At 70.6% G+C, this 26,625-nt stretch carries 24 protein-coding genes and 3 tRNA genes; 19 read left to right on the top strand and 8 right to left on the bottom strand.

Annotated elements, in window-relative coordinates:
• Positions 1-44: 44 nt before the first annotated feature.
• The 4 genes from HF576_RS17930 (at position 45) to serA (ending at position 6,007) form a co-directional block, all read left to right on the top strand.
• Complete coding sequence (locus HF576_RS17930) at positions 45-3,371, top strand: lamin tail domain-containing protein (protein WP_168914193.1); 3,327 nt, start codon at positions 45-47, stop codon at positions 3,369-3,371.
• Positions 3,368-3,898 carry a DNA polymerase III subunit gamma/tau gene (locus tag HF576_RS17925; protein ID WP_168914192.1) on the top strand — a complete coding sequence of 177 codons (531 nt, stop codon included), beginning with the start codon at positions 3,368-3,370 and terminating at the stop codon, positions 3,896-3,898. Before HF576_RS17930 ends, HF576_RS17925 begins: the two co-directional genes overlap by 4 nt.
• Before the next feature lie 5 nt (positions 3,899-3,903).
• Positions 3,904-4,269, top strand: a complete 366-nt coding sequence (locus HF576_RS17920) for a bacitracin resistance protein (RefSeq protein WP_168914191.1) — start codon at positions 3,904-3,906, stop codon at positions 4,267-4,269.
• A gap of 133 nt (positions 4,270-4,402) precedes the next feature.
• Positions 4,403-6,007 carry a phosphoglycerate dehydrogenase gene (gene serA / locus HF576_RS17915; RefSeq protein ID WP_168914190.1) on the top strand — a complete coding sequence of 535 codons (1,605 nt, stop codon included), beginning with the start codon at positions 4,403-4,405 and terminating at the stop codon, positions 6,005-6,007.
• Between the two features lie 7 nt (positions 6,008-6,014).
• Here serA and HF576_RS17910 read toward each other — a convergent pair whose 3' ends face one another.
• A complete protein-coding gene (locus HF576_RS17910) occupies positions 6,015-6,560 on the bottom strand; it encodes a TetR/AcrR family transcriptional regulator (protein ID WP_168914189.1) in 546 nt (181 codons plus the stop codon).
• A gap of 63 nt (positions 6,561-6,623) precedes the next feature.
• On the opposite strand from HF576_RS17910, the gene HF576_RS17905 reads away from it, so the two are divergent.
• The 5 genes from HF576_RS17905 to HF576_RS17885 all read left to right on the top strand — a co-directional run bounded on the left by HF576_RS17905 (position 6,624) and on the right by HF576_RS17885 (position 12,508).
• Positions 6,624-8,165 (top strand): MFS transporter, encoded by a 1,542-nt coding sequence (locus HF576_RS17905; RefSeq protein WP_205835392.1) that lies wholly within the window; start codon positions 6,624-6,626, stop codon positions 8,163-8,165.
• A 7-nt stretch (positions 8,166-8,172) separates the two neighbouring features.
• Positions 8,173-9,255 (top strand): 3-isopropylmalate dehydrogenase, encoded by a 1,083-nt coding sequence (locus HF576_RS17900; protein ID WP_168914188.1) that lies wholly within the window; start codon positions 8,173-8,175, stop codon positions 9,253-9,255.
• A 65-nt stretch (positions 9,256-9,320) separates the two neighbouring features.
• Positions 9,321-10,427, top strand: coding sequence for a branched-chain amino acid aminotransferase (locus HF576_RS17895; protein ID WP_168914187.1), 1,107 nt, complete (start codon positions 9,321-9,323; stop codon positions 10,425-10,427).
• 9 nt (positions 10,428-10,436) lie between these two features.
• Positions 10,437-11,204, top strand: coding sequence for a fumarylacetoacetate hydrolase family protein (locus tag HF576_RS17890; RefSeq protein WP_168914186.1), 768 nt, complete (start codon positions 10,437-10,439; stop codon positions 11,202-11,204).
• Positions 11,205-11,212: 8 nt separating this feature from the next.
• On the top strand, positions 11,213-12,508 hold the full coding sequence (locus HF576_RS17885) for an MFS transporter (RefSeq protein WP_168914185.1): 1,296 nt from the start codon (positions 11,213-11,215) through the stop codon (positions 12,506-12,508).
• Positions 12,509-12,534: 26 nt separating this feature from the next.
• Here HF576_RS17885 and HF576_RS17880 read toward each other — a convergent pair whose 3' ends face one another.
• Entirely contained in the window at positions 12,535-13,605 is a 1,071-nt protein-coding gene (locus tag HF576_RS17880; protein WP_168914184.1) for an aminotransferase class V-fold PLP-dependent enzyme, read from the bottom strand.
• An 82-nt stretch (positions 13,606-13,687) separates the two neighbouring features.
• Between HF576_RS17880 and HF576_RS17875 the strand changes: the two genes are divergently transcribed.
• The 3 genes from HF576_RS17875 to HF576_RS17865 all read left to right on the top strand — a co-directional run bounded on the left by HF576_RS17875 (position 13,688) and on the right by HF576_RS17865 (position 16,353).
• The gene (locus HF576_RS17875; RefSeq protein WP_168914183.1) at positions 13,688-14,671 is read left to right on the top strand and encodes a LysR family transcriptional regulator; all 984 of its coding nucleotides are present in this window, start codon (positions 13,688-13,690) and stop codon (positions 14,669-14,671) included.
• Between the two features lie 11 nt (positions 14,672-14,682).
• Positions 14,683-16,212 carry a glutamate--tRNA ligase gene (gene gltX / locus HF576_RS17870; RefSeq protein ID WP_168914182.1) on the top strand — a complete coding sequence of 510 codons (1,530 nt, stop codon included), beginning with the start codon at positions 14,683-14,685 and terminating at the stop codon, positions 16,210-16,212.
• A gap of 69 nt (positions 16,213-16,281) precedes the next feature.
• Positions 16,282-16,353, top strand: a tRNA-Gln gene (locus HF576_RS17865).
• Positions 16,354-16,418: 65 nt separating this feature from the next.
• Here HF576_RS17865 and HF576_RS17860 read toward each other — a convergent pair.
• Positions 16,419-17,345 (bottom strand): phosphotransferase, encoded by a 927-nt coding sequence (locus HF576_RS17860; RefSeq protein ID WP_168914181.1) that lies wholly within the window; start codon positions 17,343-17,345, stop codon positions 16,419-16,421.
• A 73-nt stretch (positions 17,346-17,418) separates the two neighbouring features.
• Between HF576_RS17860 and HF576_RS17855 the strand changes: the two genes are divergently transcribed.
• The 4 genes from HF576_RS17855 to HF576_RS17840 are packed head-to-tail and all read left to right on the top strand — an operon-like array spanning position 17,419 to position 21,545.
• Positions 17,419-18,198: a DeoR/GlpR family DNA-binding transcription regulator gene (locus tag HF576_RS17855; protein ID WP_168914180.1), complete on the top strand. Its 780-nt coding sequence runs from the start codon at positions 17,419-17,421 to the stop codon at positions 18,196-18,198.
• Positions 18,195-19,133 carry a 1-phosphofructokinase gene (locus HF576_RS17850; RefSeq protein ID WP_168914179.1) on the top strand — a complete coding sequence of 313 codons (939 nt, stop codon included), beginning with the start codon at positions 18,195-18,197 and terminating at the stop codon, positions 19,131-19,133. The genes HF576_RS17855 and HF576_RS17850 overlap by 4 nt, the downstream gene beginning before the upstream one ends.
• Positions 19,134-19,162: 29 nt before the next feature.
• Positions 19,163-21,226, top strand: coding sequence for a fructose-specific PTS transporter subunit EIIC (locus tag HF576_RS17845; protein ID WP_168914178.1), 2,064 nt, complete (start codon positions 19,163-19,165; stop codon positions 21,224-21,226).
• Positions 21,227-21,275: 49 nt separating this feature from the next.
• Positions 21,276-21,545 (top strand): HPr family phosphocarrier protein, encoded by a 270-nt coding sequence (locus tag HF576_RS17840; protein ID WP_168914177.1) that lies wholly within the window; start codon positions 21,276-21,278, stop codon positions 21,543-21,545.
• A 70-nt stretch (positions 21,546-21,615) separates the two neighbouring features.
• Here HF576_RS17840 and HF576_RS17835 read toward each other — a convergent pair whose 3' ends face one another.
• Complete coding sequence (locus tag HF576_RS17835; RefSeq protein ID WP_168914176.1) at positions 21,616-22,254, bottom strand: MBL fold metallo-hydrolase; 639 nt, start codon at positions 22,252-22,254, stop codon at positions 21,616-21,618.
• A gap of 98 nt (positions 22,255-22,352) precedes the next feature.
• Between HF576_RS17835 and HF576_RS17830 the strand changes: the two genes are divergently transcribed.
• Both HF576_RS17830 and HF576_RS17825 read left to right on the top strand, forming a co-directional pair.
• Positions 22,353-22,428 (top strand) — tRNA-Glu (locus HF576_RS17830).
• Between the two features lie 45 nt (positions 22,429-22,473).
• A tRNA-Glu gene (locus HF576_RS17825) sits at positions 22,474-22,549 on the top strand.
• A gap of 93 nt (positions 22,550-22,642) precedes the next feature.
• Here HF576_RS17825 and HF576_RS17820 read toward each other — a convergent pair.
• The 4 genes from HF576_RS17820 to HF576_RS17805 are packed head-to-tail and all read right to left on the bottom strand — an operon-like array spanning position 22,643 to position 25,132.
• A complete protein-coding gene (locus HF576_RS17820; RefSeq protein ID WP_168914175.1) occupies positions 22,643-22,999 on the bottom strand; it encodes a DUF202 domain-containing protein in 357 nt (118 codons plus the stop codon).
• A complete protein-coding gene (locus HF576_RS17815; RefSeq protein WP_168914174.1) occupies positions 22,996-23,358 on the bottom strand; it encodes a DUF202 domain-containing protein in 363 nt (120 codons plus the stop codon). The genes HF576_RS17820 and HF576_RS17815 overlap by 4 nt, the downstream gene beginning before the upstream one ends.
• 32 nt (positions 23,359-23,390) lie before the next feature.
• The gene (locus tag HF576_RS17810) at positions 23,391-24,578 is read right to left on the bottom strand and encodes a DUF4349 domain-containing protein (RefSeq protein ID WP_168914173.1); all 1,188 of its coding nucleotides are present in this window, start codon (positions 24,576-24,578) and stop codon (positions 23,391-23,393) included.
• Positions 24,575-25,132: an RNA polymerase sigma factor gene (locus HF576_RS17805; protein ID WP_168914172.1), complete on the bottom strand. Its 558-nt coding sequence runs from the start codon at positions 25,130-25,132 to the stop codon at positions 24,575-24,577. The genes HF576_RS17810 and HF576_RS17805 overlap by 4 nt, the downstream gene beginning before the upstream one ends.
• Before the next feature lie 289 nt (positions 25,133-25,421).
• Between HF576_RS17805 and HF576_RS17800 the strand changes: the two genes are divergently transcribed.
• Positions 25,422-26,495: a TerC family protein gene (locus HF576_RS17800; RefSeq protein ID WP_168914171.1), complete on the top strand. Its 1,074-nt coding sequence runs from the start codon at positions 25,422-25,424 to the stop codon at positions 26,493-26,495.
• Positions 26,496-26,625 lie beyond the last annotated feature (130 nt).

Here is a 26,625-nt window from a genome sequence, read left to right as displayed (position 1 = left end):
GTGGTCGCTTCCGAGCGTTCACGTGAGGCCGCGAATCTGGTCGCGTGCAGGTCGCATTGCGCCCTCGGGCAGTCGTCACGGCATCCCTGATCGCTCTCTCGCTCGTTCACGCGGCACCCGCGGTGGCAGCAGACGTGCCTCCGTCGGGCCCGTCCGTGGTCATCGATGAGATCAGCCCTGGCGGTGGTCCTGGTGGTCCCGGTGCGTCCGGCGGCTTCTTCGAGCTGCGCAACGCCTCGGACGAAGCGATCGAACTCGACGACTGGGCGATCTATCGCTGCGACGCCGAGGGCCTGCGGGCGAAGGCATCGCGGCCCGAGATCGACCTCACCGGGGTGACGCTCGCGCCGGGGGAGCGCTACACCGCGACCCACATGGGCTGGCGGGGCGGGCCGGCGGACGCCGTCTTCACCGCGGTGCTGCCCCACGAAGGCTACGGCCTCGTGCTGCTCGAGCCCGGCGGTGCCGTCGCCGACAGCGTGGCGGTGTATCCCGGCGACCCCGTGCCGACCCAGAGCGAGTGCGGGATGCCGGATGCCCCCGCCGCGACGGCTTTCGCCCTCGGCGAGAGCTGGCAGCGCGGCGCGACGGGGTGGGTCCGGGCGCGGGCGACGCCGGATGCCGAGAATGCGGTCGCCGAAGAGGCGGCTCGTGCGTCCGGCATTCGTATCGACGAGCTCGCCGCCGCCGGACCGGCGGGGCACGGCGACGACTTCGTCGAACTGCGCAACACCGGCCCCGAGGCCGAGTCGCTCGCGGGCTGGGCGCTCTACCGCTGCACCGCCACCGGGCTCTTGATCCATGACACGCTGCAGCATCGTTTCGCCGGCGAGGCATCGCTCGCGCCCGGCGAGAGGCTCGTGCTCGGCGGCCCCGAGTTCACCGGCGAGACCGCCGTCCGCACGCGCACGTCGCTCGCCGACCTGGTGTCCGGCGTGCTCCTGGTCGACGCCGACGGCCGCCGCGTCGACGGCGTGACGGTGTCGTCGCGCGGCGACACCGCGTGTCAGGACGGCGGTGAGCGTCTCGCGGCCGAGCTCGACCACCGGTCGGGGGAGAGCTGGCAGCGCACCTCGGACGACGGCTTCGTGATCGCGGCGCGCACCCCGGGGGAGCGCAACGCCGAACGAGACGCTCCGGTCGTCTCGAGGGCGTTCGACTACCCGGCGCGTCCGGGTGTGGCGATCAGCGAGTTCGCCACCGATCCCGAGATCGCCGGCGCCACCCGGTCGCACTACGTCGAGCTGGGCAACTTCGGCCGCAGCACCGTCGACATCTCGGGGTGGCGGATCGTCGCGTGCGGCAGCGACGGCTTCCGCGCATTCGACGATGTCGCGGTCGTCGCCCAGGGCACGCGCCTCGCGCCGGGCTCGACGTGGCTCGCTGCCCTGGCCGGCACTCCGGCGGCGACAGGCGCCGACACGCAGTTCGAGCACGCGTGGGAACTCGGCGGTGGCGGGGTGTGGATCGAGGACGCCGCGGGCCGGCGCATCGACAGCATCGGCGTCTTCCATCGCAACGAGATGGACGACAGCGTCGAGCGCGCGAGCTTGTGCACCAAGGGCCTGTCCCTTCCCACCTTCGGCGTCGACCGGCTGCGGGGCGAGACGTGGCAGCGCGCCGGGTTCACCGCAGACGACGCCACGGACTTCGTCGCTGCGCCGGCCACACCGGGCGTCCTCGCCGACCGCGACGCCCGGGCGCCGCACGCCCTCGCCGACGAGGCTCTCGAGCGTGCCGTGGCGGCCGCGCCGGCCGCACCCGAGACGCCGCCTCGCGGGGCCGACACCGCGCATGCCGAGACACCGGGAGCCGAGACACCGGGAGCCGAGGCACGCATCGTCGCGGCGTTCGCGGGAGCGACGGACGAGCCGCTGACCAAGCACCGCCTGGCCGACGAGGTGCCGATCGATCCCGCACACATCGACCTCGCGGCCAGAGACGACGGCTACCGGCTGCCCTACCTGCGGCTGATCGTCGCGGCGACCGGCGACGGCACAGTGGGCTGGTCGGGTCGCACCGTCGGCCGCGCCGCTGTGCGACTGTCGGTCTGGAGTCCGGATGCCGGCGGGTGGCGCACGCTCGACGAACAGGCCGGCACGCGCACCGCGACCGGTCCCCGTGCCGAGGAGAGCATCCGGCTGACCGGCGAGGTGGCCGATCGCGAGATCGACGACGGCCGCGTCGAGCTGCTCGTTCAGGTCGTTCCCGCCGGGGATCCCGCGGTGACGGCGGATGCGGGCATCGCGGATGCCTCCGCGTATGACCTGGCGCTGAGCCACATGACCGACACGCAGTACTACTCGGAGGCGTATCCCGAGGTCTATGCCGACCAGGTGGGGTGGGTCGCGGCCAATGCGGAGGCGCGCAAGATCGCCTTCGCCACGCACACCGGCGACCTGGTCCAGAGCTGGGTCGATCCCGACCAGATCGAGGACCGGGCGCGGCGAGAGTTCGAGGTCGCCTCCGAGATGCAGCGGGTGCTCGACGATGCGGCGGTGCCGAACAGCGTCCTGCCGGGCAACCACGACAACAAGCGCGGCGTGACGAACGACCTGTTCAACGAGTACTTCGGCCCCGAGCGGTACGTGGAGGAAGCCTGGTACGGGGCATCCATCGCTCCCGGCGACAACAGCGCGAACTGGTCGTCGTTCGTCGCCGGCGGGGCGCGCTTCGTCATGATCTCGCTGCCCTACGCGTACGCAGAGCGTGAGGTCGCCTGGGCCGAGGCTGTGGTCGCGGCCCACCCCGATGCGAACATCGTGATCTCGACGCACGAGCATCTGACACCCAAGACGGACGAGCAGGATGCCGAACGCTCGACGTCCTCGCGCTGGGTGTCGCACGGCGACCTGCTGTGGGAGCGCGTCGTGGCACCCCATCGCAACGTCGTCCTGGTGCTGTCGGGACACTTCCACGGCGTCGGCTCGATCGTCACCGAGAACGCCGGCGGCATCGCGGGGCACACGGTGCTGGAAGTTCTCGCCGACTACCAGGAGTTCCGCACCCACACCGGCGAGCGGGCCACGGGGTTCCAGCGTCTCCTCCAGATCGACCTCGCATCCGGGACGCTGGCGGTCGACACCTTCTCGGTGGGACTCGGCGCCACCGCCAGCCACCCGTACGACTACGAGCAGTTCGTCCCCGACAACGGCCACGACACGACGGCGTCGAACGAGCGGCCGTGGCGCGTGCTCGAGCGCGGGCTGCAGCACCGGTACACCGAGGCCGACGATGAATTCGCCGTGCGACTGCACCTGCAGTACGCGAAGGCGGTCGAGACGGATGCCGTCACCTTCGCCGCCGCGGATGCCGCCGCTGCCGACGGGCACGAGGACGACTCCGCACTCGCGGCTAGTCTGGAGCCGTGAACGGCCGAGACGACGATGCCCTGAGCTGGTCGGGAGACGACGACCCGACGCTGGACGCCGGCGTGCCGGAGGCGGACCCGGATCCCGCCGGTCCCGTGCTGCCGGATGGATACGTGGCAGTCGGGAAGGGGAGCGAGGCGATCGGCGAGGCGCAGGACTCCACCGGCTCCGCCGATGCTGACGCGCCGAACGACGCCGGGGCAGGAGCGGAAGAGGTTTCCGCGAAGACGCCGATGGGCAGCGCCGAGCTCATCACGCTGGGCGTGCTGGGCGGGGTCTACGCCCTGTTCGCGATCGGGTGGCTGATCGGGGGGCTGCGGCTCCAGGGCCGCGCGCAGTATCTCGTCTTCGACGTCATGTACCAGGGCAGTCTGTGGCTGGCGGTGCTCGCGCCGGTGCTGTGGTTCGTCACGGCGTTCCTGCTCACGCGCGGTTCGCGCGCCTGGGTGAGGTTCGCGTGGCTCGCGGCCGGTGTCGTGCTGCTGCTTCCATGGCCGTTCGTGATGATCGGGGCGGTGGGGCAGTGAGTGACATGACGACGCAACCGGCCGCGTCCGGCCCTACTGAGCGGCGGACGCCGACGTGGCTGGTCGCCACGATCTCGGGCCTGGTCGGGCTCTTCTACGCGTACGCGGTGTGGAACGCGATCGGCAATCTCGTGGTGACGCTCGGGGCCTTCGGCGATGCGGGGCTTACCCTGAACGCGCTGGGCTGGTTCATCTGGATCTTCGCCGCGGTCTTCCCGCTGCTGGTGTGGGGAGCCGCGTTCGCGCTCGGCTACCGGCGTGCACCGCAGCAGCTCCTGCTGCTCATGATCACTGGGCTCGCGCTGGTCGCCGTGTTCTGGCTCAACGTCGTCGCCTACACGACCCTCAACTCGGCGTCCTTCCTCGCGTGACCGGCGTCACACGGTCAGGCGGCCGGTGACGCGCGCGATAGGCTGAGCAACGGCCTCGCCCCCGCTGGCGTGCGGCGCGGCATCCGGTCCGCACTGCTCCGCGCCCTCGCGCATCGCCTCGAAGGAATCACCTGTGACGAAGCCTGTCGTCCTCATCGCCGAAGAGCTCTCTCCCGCCACGATCGACGCTCTGGGTCCCGACTTCGACGTGCGCTACGTCGACGGAACCGACCGCCCCGCTCTGCTGTCGGCCCTCGCCGACGCGAACGCGGTGCTCATCCGGTCGGCGACCAAGATGGACGCCGAGGCCATCGCCGCGGCGCCCGTGCTGAAGGTCGTGGCACGTGCGGGCGTCGGCCTCGACAACGTCGACATCAAGACGGCGACCACCGCGGGGGTGATGGTGGTCAATGCTCCGACGTCGAACATCATCTCCGCCGCGGAGCTGACGGTAGGCCACATCCTGAGCCTGGCCCGCCGCATCCCCGCCGCGCACGCCTCGCTCGCGGCCGGACAGTGGAAGCGCAGCGCGTACACCGGCACCGAGCTGTTCGAGAAGACAGTCGGCATCATCGGCCTGGGCCGCATCGGCGCCCTCATCGCGGCGCGTCTGCAGGCGTTCGGCGTCAACGTCGTCGCATACGACCCGTACGTCACGCCGACCCGCGCGCAGCAGCTCGGCGTGCAGCTGCTCGAACTCGACGAGCTGCTCGCGCAGAGCGACTTCGTCACCATCCACATGCCGAAGACCCCCGAGACCACCGGGATGATCGGCGCCGAGCAGTTCCGCCGCATGAAGCCGACCGCGTTCGTCGTCAACGTGGCCCGCGGTGGTCTCATCGACGAAGCGGAGCTTCACACCGCGCTCACGACCGGCGAGATCGCCGGCGCCGGACTCGATGTCTTCACCAGCGAGCCGCCCGCCGAGGACGGCACGGCCTTCCCGCTGCTCAGCCTTCCCAACGTCGTGGTCACCCCGCACCTCGGCGCCTCGACCGACGAGGCGCAGGAGAAGGCTGGCGTCTCGGTCGCCAGATCGGTCAAGCTCGCTCTCGAAGGCGACCTCGTGCCCGACGCCGTCAACGTCGCCGGCGGTGTCATCGATCCGTTCGTCCGCCCGGGCATCGCCCTCGTCGAGCAGCTCGGCCAGTTCTTCACCGGCCTCGCGCACAGTGCGCTCACGAGCCTCGACATCGAGGTGCGCGGCGAGCTCGCGCAGTACGACGTGAGCGTCTACCGGCTGGCCGCGCTCAAGGGCATCCTCGCCAACGTCGTCAGCGAGAACGTGTCGTACGTGAACGCCCCGCTGTTCGCGGAGCAGCGCGGCATCGAGACGCGCCTGATCGTGGAGGCCGAGAGCCCGCTGTACCGCAACATCACGATCCTGCGCGGCACCCTCGCAGACGGCTCCGTTCTGACCGTCGCCGGCACACTCGCCGGCACGCGCATGGTGCCCAAGGTGGTCGGGATCAACGGCTATGAGATCGAGGTGCCGATCGAGCGCCACCACCTCGTGATGCGGTACGCCGACCGGCCCGGGATCGTCGCGATCTACGGCCAGAAGCTCGGCGACGCCGGCATCAACATCGCGGGGCTCCAGGTCGCGCAGGCCGATGCCAGCGGACGCGCGCTGTCGGTCCTGACGGTGGATTCGCCGGTGCCCGAGGAGCTGCTCGAAGAGATGCGTCAGTCCGTCGGCGCCGACCTGTTCCGCCGTATCGAGGTCACCGAGGACTGACTCGGCGTCAGCTCTTGGCCGCGCGCTCCACGAGGGCGACGAGGGCGTCCATGGCCGGTCCGCGTGGCACGGGGCCGGGGATGGACCCGCCCGAGAGCGCGTTGTTGAAGTAGATGCCGTCGCTCACCAGCATCACCAGGTCGAGCGCGGTGTCGTCGGCGGCGTGCGGCCGCAGCGTCTGCGCCCACAGCTCGCGGATCTGCCGCAGCGACTCGCTCGCCGCGGTATTGCCGCCCTGCGCGAGCCGGGAGGTCGCGAGGATCGCCCGGTCGAGCGGGTCGTTCTGCATCGCGGACGAGCGCAGGAAGTAGCCGATCGGACCCTCCGGCGACGCGGCCATCGCCGCGACATCGGCATCCGCGAGCGCTCGGAGGCGCTCGATGAGCCCCGCCTCGAGCGCTTCCTTCGAGGCGAAGTGGTACAGCAGCCCGCCCTTGGACACGCCGGCGGCGCGAGCCGTGGCATCCATCGTCGCCGCCCGCTCGCCGTCGTCGACCAGAATGCGCTCGAACGCGTCGAGCACCTTCTCGCGGGCCAGGGGAGGGCGGCTCATGCGGTCGATCGTATCGACAGGGGCCCCGGCATCCTGTTACTATACCGGCTGGACGGTACAGAAATGATGACTCTCACTCAAGAACTCTCCCTCGCCGACGCACAGGGCCGTCGCGTGGGCTGGCGCGGCTGGGCCGCGCTGGTCGTGCTCATGCTGCCGGTGCTGCTCGTCTCGGTCGACAACACCGTGCTCAGCTTCGCGCTGCCGTCGATCGCCCTCGATCTCGAGCCCACCAGCACGCAGCAGCTGTGGATCATCGACGCCTACCCGCTCGTGCTCGCGGGTCTTCTGGTCACGATGGGCACGCTCGGCGACCGGTTCGGACGGCGACGGATGCTGCTGGTCGGCGCCGTCGGCTTCGCCGCTGTCTCGGCACTCGCGGCCTTCGCGCCGACCGCGGCATGGCTCATCGCCGCACGAGCCGCGATGGGCGTGTTCGGCGCGATGCTAATGCCGTCGACGCTGTCGCTCCTGCGCAGCATCTTCACCGACCGCGACCAGCGACGACTGGCCATCGCGGTGTGGGCGTCCATGTTCTCGGCGGGCTCTGCGCTCGGCCCGATCGTCGGGGGAGTGCTCCTGGAGCACTTCTCGTGGGGATCGGTGTTCCTCATGGCGGTGCCCGTGCTCGTCCCGCTCCTGATCCTCGCCCCGCTTCTCGTGCCCGAGAGCCGCGATCCTCATCCGGGTCGCATCGATCCGATCAGCATCGCGCTGTCGATGGCGACGATGATCCCCGTCGTGTACGGGATCAAGGAGCTAGCGGTGCACGGCTTCGGTGTCAGTGCGTGGCTGCCGGTGCTCGCCGGCCTGGGCTTCGGCGTCGTCTTCGTCCGCCGGCAGCTGCGGGCCAAGTCGCCGATGCTCGACATGCGCCTCTTCCGCCAGGGCACCTTCAGCGGCGCGCTGCTCGTGAATCTGCTCAGCGTCATCGCGCTGGTCGGCTTCCTGTTCTTCGTCGCGCAGCACCTGCAGCTCGTGGTCGGCCTGTCGCCGATGCACGCGGGGCTCGCACTCGTGCCGGGCCTTGCGATGATGATCGTCGCCGGGCTGGCGGTCGTGCCGATCGCCAAGAAGTGGCCTGCCCGGATCGTCGTTCCGGTGGCGCTGGTCTTCTCGCTGGCGGGCTACCTCGCGGTGGCCTTCGCCACGGGCCCTGACAGCCTGGGTGCGCTGGTCGGCGCATTCGTGGCGCTCGGCATCGGCATCGGCGCCGCCGAGACCGTGTCGAACGAGCTCGTCCTCGCCAGCGCGCCGCCGGCGAAGGCCGGTGCTGCCAGCGCGGTCTCCGAGACGGCATACGAACTGGGGGCGGTGCTGGGCACGACCGTGCTGGGCGGCATCCTGACCGCGCTGTACCGGGCAGAGCTCGTCATCCCAGACGGAATCCCGGATGCCGCCGCCGACGCCGCTCGCGAGACCCTCGCCGGTGCGGTCCAGGTGGCGGGCGACGTCGGCGGGTCCGCGGGCATGGCGCTCCAGGAGGCGGCGGCACACGCGTTCGACGCCGGCGTGACCGTCACCGCCCTCATCGGCGCAGGGCTGGTGGTCCTGGCCGGCGTCATCGCGGCCACTACCCTGGGAGGGTCCCGCTCGACCTCGTAGGAGCCCCATGTCGTCCCCAGCACCGTCGCGTCCGCACGAAACCAGGCCCGTGAAGCTCGCCGTCATCCCCGGTGACGGCATCGGACCCGAGGTGGTCGCCGAGGCCGAGAAGGTGCTGGATGCGGTGACCGCGGGCAGCGGCATCCGTTTCGACAAGAGCCGGTTCTCGCTGGGAGCATCGCGGTTCCTCGAGACGGGCGAGACGCTCACCGAGACCGACCTCGAAGCGATCAAGGAGCAGGACGCGATCCTGCTCGGCGCGGTCGGCGGAGTGCCCGGCGATCCTCGGCTGAAGAACGCCAACATCGAGCGCGGACTGCTGCTGAAGCTGCGGTTCGAACTCGACCACTACGTCAACCTGCGACCGTCGAAGCTGTATCCGGGCGTCCCGGGCCCGCTCGCCGAACCAGGTGACATCGACTTCGTGGTGGTGCGCGAGGGTACCGAGGGGCCGTATGTCGGCAACGGCGGCTCCATCCGGACCGGGACCCCGCACGAGGTCGCGAACGAGACCTCGGTGAACACCGCCTTCGGCGTCGAGCGGGTGGTGCGCTACGCGTTCGACCTCGCTGAGCGCCGGTCGAAGCGCGTGACCCTCGTGCACAAGACGAATGTCCTCGTGCACGCGGGGGGAATCTGGAAGCGCCTCGTCGACGATGTGGCGCGAGAGCACCCCGATGTCGCCGTAGACTATGTCCACGTCGACGCGGCCACCATCTATCTGGTCACGAACCCGGGCCGATTCGACGTGATCGTCACCGACAACCTCTTCGGTGACATCCTCACGGACCTGGCAGGCGCCGTCACCGGTGGCATCGGCCTCGCCGCTTCGGGCAACATCAACCCCGACGGCACGTTCCCCTCGATGTTCGAGCCCGTGCACGGTTCGGCGCCCGACATCGCGGGTCAGCAGAAGGCCGACCCCACGGCCGCGATCCTCTCCGTCGCCCTGCTGCTCGATCACCTCGGGCTCACGGACGAAGCACGGCGCGTCACCACCGCCGTCGAGGACGATCTCGCGGGCCGGGGCGGCGCACCTCGCACCACGGCGCAGATCGGCGACGCCATCGTCGCACGCCTCCAGGCGTAACCTGGAAGCCACAGGCAAGCGCCGCACCGAGCCGCGGGACATCCGCACGAAAGCACAGGTACGTCATGACCCTCATCGACTCCGATCCCGACACCGGACTCGCTCCGCTCGAGTTCACCGTCAACCGCAACCTCCAGGCGAAGACGCCCGCGCAGCGCGACGAGATCCTCGCCAATCCCGGCTTCGGCACGAGCTTCACCGACCACATGGTCGACATCTGCTGGTCGGTCGGCGGCGGTTGGCATCGTCCGCGTGTGCAGCCTTACGGTCCGCTGTCGCTGGATCCCGCCGCGGCGGTCCTGCACTACGGCCAGGAGATCTTCGAGGGCATCAAGGCCTACCGGCACGCGGACGGGTCGATCCACACGTTCCGGCCCGACCAGAACGGTCGGCGCATGCAGCGGTCGGCGCGCCGGCTGGCGCTGCCCGAGCTGCCGGTGACCTACTTCATCCAGTCACTGCGCGAGCTCATCGCCGTGGACGGCGACTGGGTGCCGACCGGCGCCGATCAGAGCCTCTACCTGCGCCCCTTCATGTTCGCCAAAGAGGCGTTCCTCGGCGTGCGTCCGGCGCACAAGGTGGGGTACTACGTCATCGCCTCGCCCGCCGGCGCCTACTTCAAGGGGGGCGTCAAGCCCGTCTCGATCTGGCTCAGCGAGGATTACGCGCGCGCGGGCAAGGGCGGCACCGGAGCAGCGAAGACAGGCGGCAACTACGCCGCGAGCCTGCTGCCGCAGTCCGAGGCGTACGAGAACGAATGCGACCAGGTCGTCTTCCTCGATCAGGACCGCAACGTCGAGGAGCTCGGTGGCATGAACGTCGTGTTCGTCTACAAGGACGGCACACTCGTGACCCCGCAGTCCGACTCGATCCTCGAGGGCATCACGCGCGATTCGATCCTGCAGCTGGCCGCCGATCGCGGGCACAAGGTCGAGGGCCGCGCGGTCTCGTTCGACGAATGGCGCCAGGGCGTGGCATCCGGTGACATCGTCGAGGTCTTCGCGTGCGGCACCGCCGCCGTCGTCACCCCCATCGGGCTGCTCAAGGGCAAGGATTTCGTCGACGAGCAGCCGACCGGCGATCTCGCGCTCTCGCTGCGCGAGGAGCTCACCGACATCCAGTACGGCCGTCGCGAAGACAAGCACGGCTGGCTTGTCCGCCTCGACGGATAAGGTCATCGGGTGAGGATCGCGCGCTTCAGTCACAACGACGCCATCAGATTCGGGATCGTCGACGAAGGTGAGCTGGTCGTTCTCGCCGGCGACCCGATGTTCGCCGGGTACGAGACGACGGGGGAGCGCGTGCCGCTCGCGGACGTCGCGCTGCTGGCACCGGTCATCCCGCGGTCCAAGGTGGTGTGCGTGGGCCGCAATTACCGCGATCACGCGGCGGAGCTGGGCAACGACGTCCCCGAGGCGCCGATGCTCTTCTTCAAGCCGAACACGTCCGTCGTCGGGCCGGGGGACGCCATCGCGCTGCCTCGCGGGTCGGAGTTCGTGAGCTTCGAGGGCGAGCTGGCCGCCGTCATCGGCAGGATCGCCAAGAACGTCACTGCCGAGAACGCACTCGACTACGTCTTCGGCTACACGATCGCCAACGACGTCACCGCGCGCGACTGGCAGAAGTCGGACGGGCAATGGGCCCGGGCCAAGGGGTTCGACACGTCGTGTCCGCTCGGCCCCGCGATCGAGACCGACTTCGACCCGAACGGCAGCGCGGTGCTGACGACGCGACTGAACGGCGAGGTGCGCCAGCAGGGGCCGATCAGCGACATGATCTTCTCCCTCGCCGACGTCGTCTCCTACGCCTCGGCGGCCTTCACGCTCCTTCCCGGGGATGTCATCCTCACCGGTACTCCCGCGGGCGTCGGCCAGATCGTGGCCGGTGACGTGGTGGAAGTCGAGATCAGCGGTCTCGGCATCCTGCGCAACACCGCCCGGAACGCCTGAGGCCGCCGATGAGCGGGATCAGTCCGGATGCCGCCACCGACGCCGCGGGCGCCGACGTCACCGATCACAGCGTCAGCCCCGCCGAGGTCGCGCGGGTCCAGCGGCGGACCGTCTGGACGCTCTCGCTCGGCCAGGTGCTCGGCGGTCTGGCCTTCGGGGCGACTCTCTCGCTCGGCGCCGTGCTGGCGGCGGAGCTCTCGGGCGACGAGGCGTTCTCCGGGCTCGCCGCCGCCGCCGTCACCCTCGGCACGGCGGTCACGGCGGTTCCGCTGGCGCGCCTCGCACGCGCACGCGGGCGCCGTCTGTCGCTGACCGTCGGTATGGCGATCGCCCTCGTGGGCGTCGTGCTCGTCGTGGTGGCGGTGGCGGCGGACTCGTTCCCGCTGCTGCTCGGCTCGTTCCTCCTCGTCGGCGCGGGGCAAGCGGCCAACCTGCAGTCGCGCTTCGCCGCCGCCGACTTGGCGACCGACGCGACACGTGGACGTGACCTGTCGATCGTGGTGTGGGCGACGACCGTCGGAGCAGTGCTGGGCCCGAACCTCACCGGTCCGGGCGAGCTCATCGGCGACGCGGTGGGCATGCCGCCGCTGACCGGACCATATCTGTTCACCGTCGTCGCGCAGCTGATCGCGATCGCGGTGTATCTCACGACGCTCCGGCCTGATCCACTGCTCCTGGCGCAGCGCGTCGTCGCCGCGGCGCCCAAGACGGCCACCGCATTCGTCAAGCCCGACAGTCCCATCGCCGCGCGCTACGCCATCTTCGCGATCGCCGCCGCGCACGGCACGATGGTGTCGGTCATGGCGATGACGCCGGTGCACCTTCTGCATCACGGCGCATCCCTGGCCATCATCGGTCTCACGCTCAGTCTGCACATCGCGGGGATGTACGCGTTGTCGCCGGTGTTCGGCATCCTGTCCGACCGGGTCGGGCGCGTGCCGACGATCCTCGTCGGTCAGGCATTGCTGGCCGCAGCACTGCTCACCGCGTCTTTCGGGTCGGAGTCGACCGTCGCCGTCACGGTCGCGCTCATCCTGCTGGGCCTCGGCTGGAGCGCGTCCACGGTCGCGGGCTCGACACTGCTGACCGAGGCATCGTCCGAAGAGCGTCGCACCCGCCGGCAGGGGTTCAGCGACTTCGCCATGAGCATCGTCGGTGCCGGCGGAGCCATCCTCGCCGGCCTCGTGCTGGGCTGGATCGGCTATGGCGGGCTCGCGCTGGTGGTCGGGGTGCTCGTCGTCTCGAGTCTGCTGCTGTCGCCCCTGGGGATGCGTGTCGCGGCCCGCGCGACGCCCACGGGCTGAGCGGTCCAGCCCACGACTCGGCGAGGTCAGCGACCCAGGGCGGCGATCGCCCGCTCGACGTCGGACTCGTCGTTGAACACGTGGAACGCGACGCGCGCGCGGCCGGCTCGGCCGGATGCCACGATCCCCGCGCCGGTGAGCCGGGCGAGGTCGTCGCCGCCGGGATCGCTCCACGTCACGATGGCCGAAGCCCGCTCGGACTGCGGCATCCCCATGCGGCTGCCGAAGGCGGCAGCCAGTCCGGTCGTGTGCGCGTACAACGCGGCGGCGTCGAGAGAGGCGAAGAGCTCGAGAGCGGGCGCCGCCCCGACGAACGCCTGCCACGCCGGCGACACGTCGAACCGCCGCGCATCGCCGGCGAGCCGGCTTTCTCCGCCGTAGCACGACGCCCACGGGTCGTCCCCGGCGTACCAGCCGGCCAGACGCGGCGGCATCACCGCGGCGAGCCGGCCCGACACCGTCAGGAACGACACGCCGCGCGGCGCGCACAGCCACTTGTAGGCGTGGCAGATGACCGCGTCGAAACGGGATGCCTCCACCGGCAGCCACCCGACGGCCTGGGTCGCATCGCACAGGGTCATCGCCCCGTGTTCGGCGGCAGCGGCGGCGATGGCGTCGGCGTCGGCCACGTCGCCGGTCGCGGACTGCACGATCGAGAACGCCACCAGGCTGGTGCGCGCGTCGACCGCCTCTGCGAGGGTATGGAGGGGTGCCGTGCGCACCCGGATTCCGCGTCCGGCGTGCACGAACGGCAGCACGATCGATGAGAACTCGCCGTCCGGCACGAGCACCTCGGCGCCATCGGGGAGAGCTGCCGCGACGAGTGCCGCCGACGCGGAGGCCTGCGAGCCGATCGCGACCCGATCGGCCGCGATGCCGACCAGCGATGCGAAGAGCGCCCGGGATCGTTCCACGGCAGCGGAGTACGCGGCGATGTCCGGTCGTCCGGCCGCAGCCGCCTCGAGGTCGGCGGTGACCGCTGCGACCGTTGCGCGGCTGGGGAGACCCACGGTGCAGGCGGCGAGGTAGCCGGCGCCGGCGGCGAAGGCTGACCGCGCCTGCGACGGCGACAGCGACGGTGAAGCGGCGAGTGGCATGGGTTCAGCCTGCGCCCGACCGATACCTCGCGTCTACGGCAGGTAACGCTTGACTCATATGACAGACGCTTATGATTTGCGGATGAGCGACATCCGTGCCGGTGAGGACGCTGACCCTGGCTTCGACGCCCGCGAGCTCCGCATCGTGAAGGCCGTTGCCGACACCGGTTCGATCACCGGCGCAGCCGCGCAGCTCGGTTACAGTCAGCCCGCGGTCAGCCAGATGGTGCGTCGTCTGGAAGGGCGTCTCGGCGTCGCGCTCCTGGAGCGGGTGGGGCGCGGTGTGCGTCTCACCGAAGCCGGACGCGTTCTGGCCCATCACGCGGCTGCCGTCACGACGGCCCTCGACGCTGCGGCCGGCGAGCTCGCGGAGCTGCGGGGCCTGCGTGTCGCGCGCGTGCGTCTCGTGGCGTTCCCCTCGGCCTCGCCCACCGTCGTGCCGAGGCTCCTCGCCGACCTCGCGCGGAAGCATCCGGGGATCTCGTTGACCTACGTCGAGGCCGAGCCGCCGGAGGCGGTTCAGGCGGTCAGAGAGGACCGCACCGACATCGCGCTCACTTTCAGCTACCCGGGTGACCGAGAGGACCCGCACGGTTCGAGCGCCCGTGGACTGGCCGTCCGCGCCCTCGGCACGGACGACCTTCTCGCTGTGCTGCCCGCCTCGCACGCCGCCGCCGGCAGCGACCTCATCGACGTGGCGACGCTGGCCGGCGAGGAGTGGATCGCGGGGTGTCCCCGCTGTCGTGGCCACCTGCTCGAGCTGTGCGGAAGAGCGGGATTCTCACCGCGGATCGCCTTCGAGACCGACAACTTCGTCGCCGTCGAAGGGCTGGTCGCCCAGGGCATCGGCGTCGCGACGCTTCCGCGGATGGCGGTGGAGTCCTTCCCACAGCTGCCGGGGGTGTCCGTGGTGCCGCTGCCGGCAGGCGAGCAGCGCACGATCCACGCGGTGACGGCGCGCGGTGCCGACCGTGTGCCGGCGGTGCGTGCGACGCTCGCGGCGCTGTCGCGGCTGGTCGACCCGGCCGGTCTGCGCGACCCGGAGGGCCCGGCGACCCGCAACTAGACTGGGTGGCGATGCCTTCTTCGCCTGATCCCCGCACCACGACCGCGACCGGCGCCGATGTGCGCGTGCGGTTCTGCCCGTCGCCCACCGGACTGCCGCACGTCGGACTCATCCGCACCGTGCTCTTCAACTGGGCGTATGCGCGCAATCAGGGCGGCAAGCTGATCTTCCGTATCGAGGACACCGACGCGGCGCGCGACAGCGAGGAGAGCTACCTGCAGCTGCTCGAAGCGCTGCGCTGGCTCAAGATCGACTGGGACGAGGGTGTGGAGGTCGGCGGCCCGCATGCTCCGTACCGGCAGTCCGAGCGGCACGACATCTACCGCGAGGTCCTGGCGAAGCTCGTCGAGGCCGGCGCGGTCTACGAGAGCTACTCCACCGCCGATGAGATCGATGCGCGCAACGAGGCCAACGGCCGGGCGAAGCAACTCGGCTACGACAACTACGACCGCGACCTGACAGACGAGCAGCGGGCGGCGTTCCGCGCCGAGGGCCGCGAGCCGGCGTGGCGCCTGCGCGTGCCCGACGAGGATCTCACCTACGTGGACCTGATCCGCGGTGAGGTGACCTTCCCGGCCGGCTCGTTCCCCGACTTCGTCCTCGTGCGAGCCGGCGGCGTGCCGCTGTACCCCTTCGTGAACCCCGTCGACGACGCGCTCATGGGTATCACCCATGTCATCCGCGGCGAGGATCTCATGCCCTCGACCGCGCGGCAGCTGGCCCTGTACCGCGCGCTCGTCGACGCCGGTGTGACCACCTTCATCCCGCGCTTCGCGCACATGCCGCTCGTGCTGGGGGAGGAGGGCAACAAGAAGCTCTCGAAGCGCGACCCGAAGGCCGACCTCTTCCTGCAGCGCGAGAAGGGCTTCATCCACGAGGGCTTGCTGAACTACCTCGCCCTCCTCGGCTGGTCGATCGGGCCCGACCGCGACGTGTTCTCGCTCGATGAGCTCGTGGCGGCGTTCGACATCGCCGACGTCAACCCCAACCCCGCCCGGTTCGACCAGAAGAAGGCCGAGTCGATCAACGGCGACCACATCCGGATGCTGGAGGCCGCCGACTTCGCGGCACGTCTGGTGCCCTACCTCGCGGCGGCGGGCGTCGTCTCCGACCCGCCGACGCCGGCACAGCTGGCGACGCTCGCCGCGGCGGCGCCCCTCGTCCAGGAGCGCATGCAGCTGCTCGGTGACGCGCCGGGGCTGCTCGGCTTCCTGTTCACCGACACGGTGACCTACCAGGACGATGCCCTGGCGTCCCTGCCCGCCAACGCCGGCGAGGTCCTCGTGGCCTCGGTCTCGGCGCTGGAACTCGTGCCCGAGTCGGAGTTCACGACGGCTGCGGTGCAAGAGGCGCTGGCTTCGGCGCTCGTGTCGCCCGTCGAAGACGGCGGACTCGGACTGAAGCCGCGCATCGCATATGGGCCGCTGCGCGTCGCCCTCAGCGGCCGGCGGGTCTCACCGCCGCTGTTCGAGTCGATGGAGCTGCTCGGTAAGCCCGAGACGATCCGTCGACTCGGGCTGCTCGTCGACGCGCGCGGCTGACTGCTCGGTTTGGAACACGTGCCGCGGTCGCGTAGACTTGATCCTCGGCACGGCTTCGGCTGACAGCCTTGGGGTATGGTGTAATTGGCAACACGGCGGTTTCTGGTACCGTTGTTCTTGGTTCGAGTCCAGGTACCCCAGCAAGACGAAAACCCCCGGTCAGACCGGGGGTTTTGCTTTGTGCCCACGCCGTTGCGGTCGATCCTTCAGCTCGGCGCGTGAGAGAGCACTTCGGTGGCGGCATCCCGCCCCAACTGGAAGTAGTCGGGATTGTCGTCGCTGTGGGTCAGGAGCGTGAGGGCGACGGCGGCTGCCCACGCGTGCGCGCGGCGCCACGTGGCGGCGTCGTAGCCGGAGCCGGTCGCCGTGACGAACCGGGCGCGGCCCTCCGGGTTGAACGCGAGCCAGGCGATGGCGAGGTCATAGGCGGGATCGCCGGCGGTGACATCGCCGAAGTCGATGATCCCGGTGAGCATCCCGCTGTGCGCCACGATGTTGCCCGGGTGCAGGTCGCCATGGATCCACACCGGCGGCCGGCCCCATTCGGGCGTCCCGAGCCCGGCCTTCCAGATGGCGCGCAGCCCGTCGGCGGAGGCGGCGTCCAGCGTGCCGGCGGCGATGAGCGCGTCAAGGCGCTGCGTGACGGCCGCGTCACGCGTGGCCAGCGGGCGGCCGCGGACCGGATTGACGGGGAATCCTTCTGGCGCGGCGACGTGCAGGGCGCGAAGGGCGCCGGCCATCCGATCCGCCCACGCACTGCGCTCGTCGCGCGCCACATCGAGGCCGCGCTCGCCCTCGATCCACGGGACGATCGACCACGCCCACGGGAAGCCTGACCCGGACGTGCCGGCGACCACGGGCTCCGGCACCCCGACGCCGAGCGGGCGCAGGCGGTGTGCGATGTCCGGCAGCACGAGCTGCTCGTTCCGCACGAGCGGGGCGGCGAGTTCGCGACGAGGGAGCCGTACGGCCAGCGCGTGACCCAGTCGCCAGACCTCGCTGTCCCATCCCTCGGCGACCTTCTCGAGAGGAAGGCTCGCGGCATCCGGGACCGCATGCTGCGCCTGCGATGCGAGCAGTCGGCGGATGAGTGGGCTGTCGATCGTGATCTCGGCAGAGGGCTTGTCGGGCACCGTACGACGATAGCGGCTTGTGTTTATGTTGGGATGTGTTGTAATGTGTGGGAATCCGACGAAGGGTCACCGCATGTACGCGACGGAGCGCCACGAGCAGATCGAACTCCTCCTGGCCGCGCAAGGCCGGGTCGGCGTCGTCGAGCTCGCCGAGCGCTTCGACGTCACGACTGAGACCATCCGTCGCGATCTGGACCATCTCGAGTCCTTGGGGGCGCTGCGCCGCGTCCACGGTGGAGCGGTCGGCCGCGAGCGCGCAAGCACCCGCGAGCCCTCGCTCGCGGAGCGTGAACACCACCACGGCAGCGCCAAGGCGGCCATCGGACGCCGCGCCATGGATGCCCTCGGCGCCGATTTCAGCGGCTCGGTCTTCCTCGATGCCGGCACGACGACCGCGGCCGTGGCCTCGGCCCTGATCCCGCGGCTGCCGGGTGCGCGGATCGAGGTCGTCACGCACGCGCTCTCGCTCGGAAACACGCTGTCGGCGGTACCCGGAGCCGCCCTGTCGCTCATCGGCGGCAGAGTACGTGGACTCACGGCTGCCGCCGTGGGAGCCGACACCGTGCGCGCGATCGAATCGCTGCGCCCCGACGTCGCCTACATCGGCACGAACGGCGTCTCGGCGGGCTTCGGCCTGAGCACGCCCGATCCCGACGAAGCGGCCGTCAAGCGGGCCATCGTGCGGTCGGCACGACGTGTGGTCGTCGTCGCCGATGCCGACAAGTTCGGTGCCGAGCTGCTGGTGGGTTTCGCGTCACTGCGTGACATCGACGTGCTCGTCACCGACAGCGCGCCCGACCGCGACCTGGCGGAGGCCCTGGCCGATGCCGAGGTGGAGGTGTGGCTGGCATGATCGTGACGCTCACCGCCAACCCGTCGCTGGACCGGACTGTGACTCTGCCCGCGCCGCTCGTGCCCGGAGAGGTGCAGGCGGCGACATCGGCGCGGGAGGATGCCGGCGGCAAGGGCATCAACGTGGCTCGCGCTGTCGCCGCGGCCGGCGAGCAGTGCATCGCCGTGCTGCCCCTCGCGCACGACGACCCGTTCGCTGCGGCGCTGGATTCCGGCGCCCTCGAGACCGAACGCGTACCGGTGCACGGCCACGTGCGTGCCAACCTCGCCATCACCGACCCCGCCGGCGTCACGACCAAGCTCAACCTTCCCGGGGCGAGCCTGTCGGCCGGCGATATCGCCGCCGTCATCAACGCGGTCGTCGCGCGTACGGCGAGCACCCGGTGGCTGGTGCTCGCGGGGTCCCTCCCGCCCGGAGTGCCGGACGATCTCTACGTGCGGGTGATCCACGCGGTGCGTCGCGCGCACCGTGATGCACCGCTCATCGCCGTCGATGCCGCGGGCCCGGTCCTTGCATCGGCGGTCGCCGACGGCGCACCCGATCTGATCAAGCCGAACGACGACGAGCTGACGGGGCTGGTCGGTGCGGATATCGACGACGCCGACGCGTCGGCGATCCTCGAGCTCGCACGTGGCATCGTGCCGAGCCGCGCCGGAGCCGCACTGATCACCCTCGGCTCTCGCGGCGCTCTGCTGGTCGAAGCGGGCGGCGCCTGGACCGCATCGCCGCCGCCGATCGATGTCGTCAGCACGGTCGGAGCCGGCGACAGCTCGCTGGCCGGATACATCCTGGCGCACCTGGCCGGCGCCGATCCGGCGGAGCGACTGCGCCAGGCCATCCGCTACGGCGCGGCCGCGGCATCCCTTCCCGGCACGCAGGCGCCGACGCCGACCGATCTGCCGCGCGGCGACGTGACCGTCACGCGCCTGGCCTGAGTCTCATCCATCGACCGCAGGAGGTCATCGTGTCCGACACCATCGCCCCGGGGCTCGTCAGCCTCGACGCCCCACTCGGCGACGACAAGGCCGCCGTCATCCGCGCACTCGCGACCCGCGTCGTGGCGGAGGGACGAGCCACCGACGCCGGAGCGCTCTTCGACGACGCCTGGGCACGCGAGGAGAAGGACGAGACGGGCCTGCCGGGCGGCATCGCGATCCCGCACGCCAAGAGCGCGGCGGTGACGACGCCGTCGCTCGCCTTCGCCCGGCTGGCGCCCGGGGTCGACTTCGGTGCTCCCGACGGACCGGCCGACCTCGTCTTCCTGATCGCGGCGCCGGCCGACGCCGCAGAGGCGCATCTCGCCGTCCTCTCGAAGCTCGCCCGCAGGCTGATGCAGGCAGACTTCACCGCGGGCCTTCGCGCCGCGAGGGACGCCGACGCGGCGGTGGCGATCGTACGGGAGGCGATCGGCGAGGCCGAGCCCACTGCGGCAGGCGCCCCCGCGAGCGCTCCCAAGGCCCCGGCGGCGGCGCCCGCAGAAGCCGAGGCATCCGGTCTGTCCATCGACGGCCGGCCGGCGCGGATCGTCGCCGTGACGGCCTGTGCGACAGGCATCGCCCACACGTTCATGGCCGCCGACGCGCTCACGGCTGCCGGGCGCAACGCCGGTGTCGAGGTCGTCGTCGAGCCGCAGGGCTCCAGCGGCTATCAGGCACTGCCGGCGGACGTCATCCGCAATGCGGACGCCGTCATCTTCGCCACCGACGTCGACGTGCGCGAGCCGCAGCGGTTCGCCGGAAAGCCGGTGGTGCGCTCGGGTGTCAAGCGCGGCATCGAGCAGCCCGACCGTCTGATCGCCGAGGCGATCGCCGCCGCGGGGGATCCGTCTGCGACACGTGTGGGCGGCGATGCCGGCGCCGTCGCGGCGGCCCCGGCCGAGAGGCTGTCGTGGGGCGCGCGCATCCAGCGGATCCTGCTGACCGGCGTGAGCTACATGATCCCCTTCGTCGCGGGTGGCGGCCTGCTCATCGCGCTCGGCTTCCTGCTCGGCGGCTACGACGTCACCGAGAACGCCGCGACGATCATCACCCAGAACGCGCTGTGGAACCTGCCGGAAGGGGGAGAGGATCTCTTCCTGGGGCCGCTCGGGCTCTATCTCGGCTCGGTCGCGTTCATGATCGGCGCCACGTCGATGGGCTTCCTGGTGCCGGCGCTCGCCGGGTACATCGCATTCGCCATCGCGGACCGGCCGGGCATCGCCCCGGGCTTCGTCGCGGGCGCCGTGGCCGTGCTCATGAACGCGGGCTTCATCGGGGGCATGATCGGCGGTCTGCTGGCCGGCTTCGTCGCGTGGTGGCTCGGCAGCCTGCCGGTGCCGCGCTGGCTGCGCGGGCTCATGCCGGTCGCGATCATCCCGCTGCTCGCGTCGATCGTCGCGTCGGGTCTCATGGTGCTCTTCCTCGGCCGCCCGATCGCCACCCTCATGGAGGGTCTCAACGCCTGGCTGACCGAGCTCGCGGGCACCTCGGGCATCGTGGTCGTCGGCGTCATCCTCGGCCTCATGATGTGCTTCGACCTCGGCGGCCCGGTGAACAAGGTCGCGTACGCCTTCGCGACCGCGGGCCTGGCTGCCGCGTCGACCGACAATCCCACGCCGTACCTGATCATGGCGGCCGTCATGACGGCGGGCATGGTCCCGCCGCTGGCGATGGCACTGGCCTCGACGGTCCTCGCCCGCGACCTCTTCCCGCCCGTCGAGCGTGAGAACGGCAAGGCGGCGTGGTTGCTGGGCGCCGCGTTCATCAGCGAGGGCGCGATTCCGTTCGCCGCCGCCGACCCGTTGCGCGTCATCCCGGCATCGATGATCGGCGGCGCGGTCACCGGCGCGCTGTCGATGGTGTTCGGGGTCCAGTCGCTGGCCCCGCACGGCGGAATCTTCGTGTTCTTCGCCATCAACCCCATCTGGGGCTTCCTCATCGCCCTCGCGGCCGGTACCGTCGTGTCCGCGCTCGCTGTCGTGGCGCTGAAGAAGTGGGTCGGTCGCAAGGAGCTCGAGCAGGCCGAGGCGGGCCTGGCCGTGGCGGCGTGACCGCCTCGCCCACCCGGACCCGATGACCCCGACAACGAGGAGACACACCATGGCACAACGTCAGGCCACCATCGCCAGCAGCTCCGGGCTCCACGCCCGGCCCGCGAAGCTGTTCGTCCAGGCCGTCCAGTCCAAGTCCGTTCCCGTCACCATCGCCGTCGACGGCGGTCCCGATCTCAATGCCGGCAGCATCCTGTCCCTCATGGGGCTGGGCGCCTCGCATGGTACGGTCGTGACACTCAAAGCCGAAGGCGACGGTGCCGAGCAGGCCCTCGACGAACTCGTGGAGCTTCTCGAGACGGATCTCGACGCGCAGTAACCGCCGGCGCAGAGACGAGACGACGGATGCCGCTGGTCGAAGCCGCTGCGGCATCCGTCGTCCGTATCGCTCAGACGTCGGTGGCGTCGCCCGGGTCGAGCGCCAGGAATTCGCCACCGCCCTGCTCGGTGGCCCATCGCAGCCGCGCGCGGCCCATGTCGCGCCCGACCACCGAGAGCGTCATGTCGTGGGTGCCGAACGCCCGTCGCGGCGCGACGGCGAGGACGAAGTCCATGGCCTCCCCGATCTTCAGCCACGGTGCGCCGATGGGCGCCGCGAGCAGATCGATCTCGCGGCCTTCCGGCACGACGTACGAGTCGCCCGGATAGTAGAACGCGTCGTCGACGAGGACGCCGATGTTGTCGACGACCGGGATGGACTCGTGGATGACCGCGTGACGTCCTCCGAAGAACTCGAGCCGGAACGGGTCGACCTCGACCGTGTCGCCGGGTCGGACGACGGTCACCTCGTATCCCGCCGCGGCCTTCGCGAGCCCCTCGGGACCGAAGATCGGCGTGCCCGGGAAGGTTCCGAGCAGCCGGTCGAGATGATCCGGGGTCCAGTGGTCGGGATGCTCGTGGGTGAGGACGATTCCCACGACGTCGCTCACGTCGCCCAGGGGAGCGGTGAACGACCCGGGATCGATCACGAGGGTCTTGCCGGCGTTCACGAGCGTGAGGGTCGCGTGTTCGAACTTGGTGACTCGCATGAGTCGAGTCAACAGGCCGGCTGCGCGGCGGGCAACACGGGCTGCACCGATTTGGAGGGGTCATCCCCGACGTGGCATAATCGAACGGTTGCCTGAACGGCCCCATCGTATAGCGGCCTAGTACGCCGCCCTCTCACGGCGGTAACGCGGGTTCGAATCCCGCTGGGGTCACCAGTCAGGCAGCACAGCAGATCCGCCGGTTCTCCGGCGGTGACGTGCGGCCCCATCGTACAGCGGCCTAGTACGCCGCCCTCTCACGGCGGTAACGCGGGTTCGAATCCCGCTGGGGTCACCAACGACAATGCGCCCCCGCTCGGTCACGAGCGGGGGCGCTTTGTCGTTGGTCGTGCCGGCAGAGTGAGAAACGCTCCTCCGGCGGAGTGGCCGATCAGAGTGCGTAGGGGAGCAGGACGACGACGGCGGAGAGGATGCCGCAGCCACCGACGAAGAGCGTGAGCAGCAGCATCAGCCCTGCCCCCGGCATCCGTTCCGGCCGGTCTTCGAGCAGGGCGCGCGTCACCCGGGCGTGGCGCGCGCGGGAACGCAGCCACAGCAGCATCGCGAAGGCGACGCCCACGATTCCCGGCGCGAGCCACGCCTGCTGCAGACCGGGGGACGGGGCGATGGCGGGCAGGACCCGGAGGGCGATGAGCGAGCCGACGCCGATCGCGAGTGCGGTGCGACGCCACGCGAGCTCGGTGCGCTCGGGCTGCAGCCCCGGATCGAACAGCCGGCGCTCGGTCACCGCAGCACCACGCCGAGGAGCACGAGTGCCCCCACCGCCACGATCGTGACGGCCAGGGCGATGCTCGTCGCCGAACCGGGGAGCGGCGATGCTGCGCGCAGGGCCCGTTCGGTGCGGCCCCATTCGAGCCACGCGAGCACCGGTACCACGAGGCCCGCCGCGATGAGGATGAGGGATGCTGTCAGCCGCAGGCCCGGGTGCAGGTCGAGGCCGAGGGCCTCCAATGCGACGCCACCGGCGATCAGCGCGAGAGCGGTGCGGTTCCAGGCCAGGAACGTCCGTTCGTTCGCGAGGCTGAACCGCGCGTCCGGTTCTTCACCGGTTCCATAGACCGATTGCGGAAATCTGCTGCGGGGCACCCTCCCACACTATCGACGGCGCCCCGTGCGGATCATTCGGGCGCGTCCGCCGGAGCCTCCGGCCGAGGGGAGCCCGCCGCGGGCCGGGCTGCGGCATCCGTCCTCCGCCGGCGCCGGCGGCGCACCGCGCGGACGATGCCCCACACGATGAGCACCACGACGGCGGCGACGGCGAGCCAGGGCAGAAGGAACCCGAGCGCCACCACGATGCCGTTGAGCGTCGCGACCAGCCCGTTCCAGCCGGCGACCAGCCCGTCGCCGAATCCCGCCGGGTCGGCCGTCACGGTTTCGATCTCTGGGGCCAGCGTCACGGTCAGGGTCGACATCGCCACCTGGGTCTCGAGCATCTCGAGCTGCTGCTGGTACGACTCCAGCAATGCCTGGCGCTCCGAGAGCGCCGACTCCGCGGCGATCAGATCGGCGACGCTCTCAGCCTGCGCCATGAGCGACGTCAGCCGGTCCACGGATGCCTGCGCCGCCTCGATCCTCGCGGCGAGATCGACTGTCTGCTCGGTGACGTCCTGCCGGTTCACGGAGGATGCGGTGACGTCGCCGACCTCGGCGAGCTCGTCGACGAGGCCGGTGAGCTGGTCTGACGGCACGCGCACCGTGATCCACGTGTTGCCCGGCGGCTGCGGGTACGGGTACGGCATCGTGTCGTAGACGACCCCGCTGGACGGATCGACCGCGGAGGACGGTGCGCCGTCCGCGCTGAGGTTCATCGACTCGACGTAGCCGCCCCGTGCGATCGCGGCGTCGCTGATCGCCCTGGCGGCGGCCTCGACGTCGTCCACCGTCACCGACGCGGAGGCGGTCGTGATGATGTCGCGGTCGGCCGTGCCGTCGTCGAGAGAACTGTCACGCGCCGAGGAGTCAGAGGACTCCGTCGATGCGTCCGGCGCCTGCATCTCGATGGGGGAGTCGGCGACGCCGCCTTCCGCTCCGCCGAACTCGTCCGCCGGCGCGATCGCCGAGTTGTCGGCGGTGCCACCGGATCCCGACACGAGTGGCCCGATGCTCGGCGCGATGATGGCGGCCACGGCGATGACGGCCGCGGCGGCGCCGCCGGCCAGCCAGAGCCGCCCGCGGCGGGCACGGCGTGCGGTGGCGGCGTCCCGCTCGCGGGCGATGTCGGCGAACAGCGCTTCTTCGATCTCGTCGACGCGCTGTGCACTCAACTCGGGCAGGGGCGCCGGGGCGCCGGGCTGCTGCGTGTTCATGTGCTCTCCTTCACAACGGTCCGCAGGCGCGTGCGGATGCGGGAGAGACGGTTGCGGACGACCCCGTGCGTGACCCCGAGCTCGGCGGCGGCGGCCTCATAGGCGTAGCCCTCCGCGGCGCACAGCCGGAAGATGTCGCGGTCCAGCGGGCTGAGCCCTGCCACTTCGCGCAGGATGGCGTCGGCGAGCTCGCCGTCGACGATCTGCTGCTCGACGTCGACGGTCGCGGGCAGGGTCTCGTCTGCGACGCCGGCCTGGTGCTCGCGGTCCCGACGCTGACGTCGCACCCGGTTCGCGGCCTGGTAACGGCATACCGTCGCCAGCCATGGCAGGAGGGAGTCGCCGGCGAGCTCGAGGCCGGGCAGCTTCCGCCACGCCACCAGGAAGGTCTCCTGCGTCACCTCCTCAGCGTCGGCGGGATTGCCGACGAGTCCGTGGGCGAGCCAGTACACCGGCCGCACATAGGCGCGGTAAAGCGTGCGGAAGGCCAGTTCGCTCCCGCCGGCCGCAGCCGCCACGAGCGCACCGTCCCCCTGCGAGTCCTCGTCCGCCATGCCCGTCCTCCGGCTCCGCGCCCGGCGCCAGGCAGGCGACGTCGCGGAGCTCATTGTCTCTCACCGTGTCAGTGTCCGCATCGAGCGAAACGTCTCAACAGCGACGGATGCCGCATCTCGAGCCTGTATCCTGATGCGAGCGAGAGGGAGTATCCCGACTGCGCACATCCGTCATCACGGGTCTCGGCATTCAGACCCCGGGTGTGCGACGCGGACCGGACCACGGGCCGCGGGGAGAGACTTTCGGCACCGACCGACCCCTCGTACATCTCCCCGCGAAAGGCCCTCAATGGACCTCGAACTCCCGCTGTGGTTCGAAATCGGATCCCTCGTGATCCTCACGCTCATCCTGGTGGCGGACCTGCTGCTCATCCTCAAGCGGCCGCACATCCCCTCGACCAGGGAGTCGACGCTGTGGGTCGTCTTCTACGTCACGCTCGCGCTCATCTTCGCCGGCCTGATGTGGGTCTTCGCCGGCGGCGAGTACGCCGGCCAGTTCGTCGCCGGCTGGCTGACCGAGTACAGCCTGTCGATCGACAACCTCTTCGTCTTCGTGCTGATCATGACGCAGTTCGCCGTCCCGCGGCGGTACCAGCAGGAGGTGCTGATGGTGGGCATCATCATCGCCCTCGTGCTGCGAGGACTGTTCATCCTGGCCGGCGCCGCGATCATCGAGCAGTTCAGCTGGGTGTTCTACATCTTCGGCGCGTTCCTGGTGTGGACGGCCATCCGCCAGGCGTTCCCCGGCGGTGACCACGACGACGACGTCAAGCAGGAGAACTTCGTGGTCCGCCTGCTGCGCCGCACGATCGACATCAGCGAGACCTATGACGGGGCGAAGATCCGCACCGTCGTGGACGGCAAGAAGATGTGGACGCCGATGATCATCGTCTTCGCGGCGATCGGCGTGACCGACCTGCTGTTCGCGATCGACTCGATCCCCGCGATCTTCGGCATCACGACGAGTCCGTTCATCGTCTTCACCGCGAACCTCTTCGCCCTGATGGGGCTGCGCCAGCTGTACTTCCTGCTCGGCGACCTGCTCGACCGCCTGCGCTACCTGCACTACGGCATCGCGTTCATCCTCGCCTTCATCGGCGTGAAGCTCGTCTTCCACGCCATGCACGTCAACGAACTGGCGTTCATCAACGGCGGCGAGCACATCGAATGGGCCCCAGAGATCTCCACGTGGATGTCGCTCGGCGTGATCGTGGTGTCGATGGCGGTCGCGACGGTCGCGAGCCTCATCGCGTCCGCGCGTGAGAAGCGTGCGGAGTCCCCCGAGGACGCCGCTGCGGCCGTCGCGGACGAGAAGGGCACCCCGGCGACGGTCGAGCCGCCGCACGCCGACGACCGGCACTGACGGTCGTCGCCCCGGGGAGGGGTGGTAGCCTGGGGCACGTGCGGATCGCTCGCCTTCTCCTTAGCGGCCGCGGCGAGACCTCGTTCTAGGCCTCTCTCGTCGCGGAGTTCGTCGCGGGCCCATCCCTGAG

It is taken from the genome of Microbacterium salsuginis, assembly GCF_012524205.1.
Taxonomy (GTDB): Bacteria; Actinomycetota; Actinomycetes; order Actinomycetales; family Microbacteriaceae; genus Microbacterium; species Microbacterium salsuginis.
This window is presented reverse-complemented; position numbering and strand designations above follow the sequence as displayed.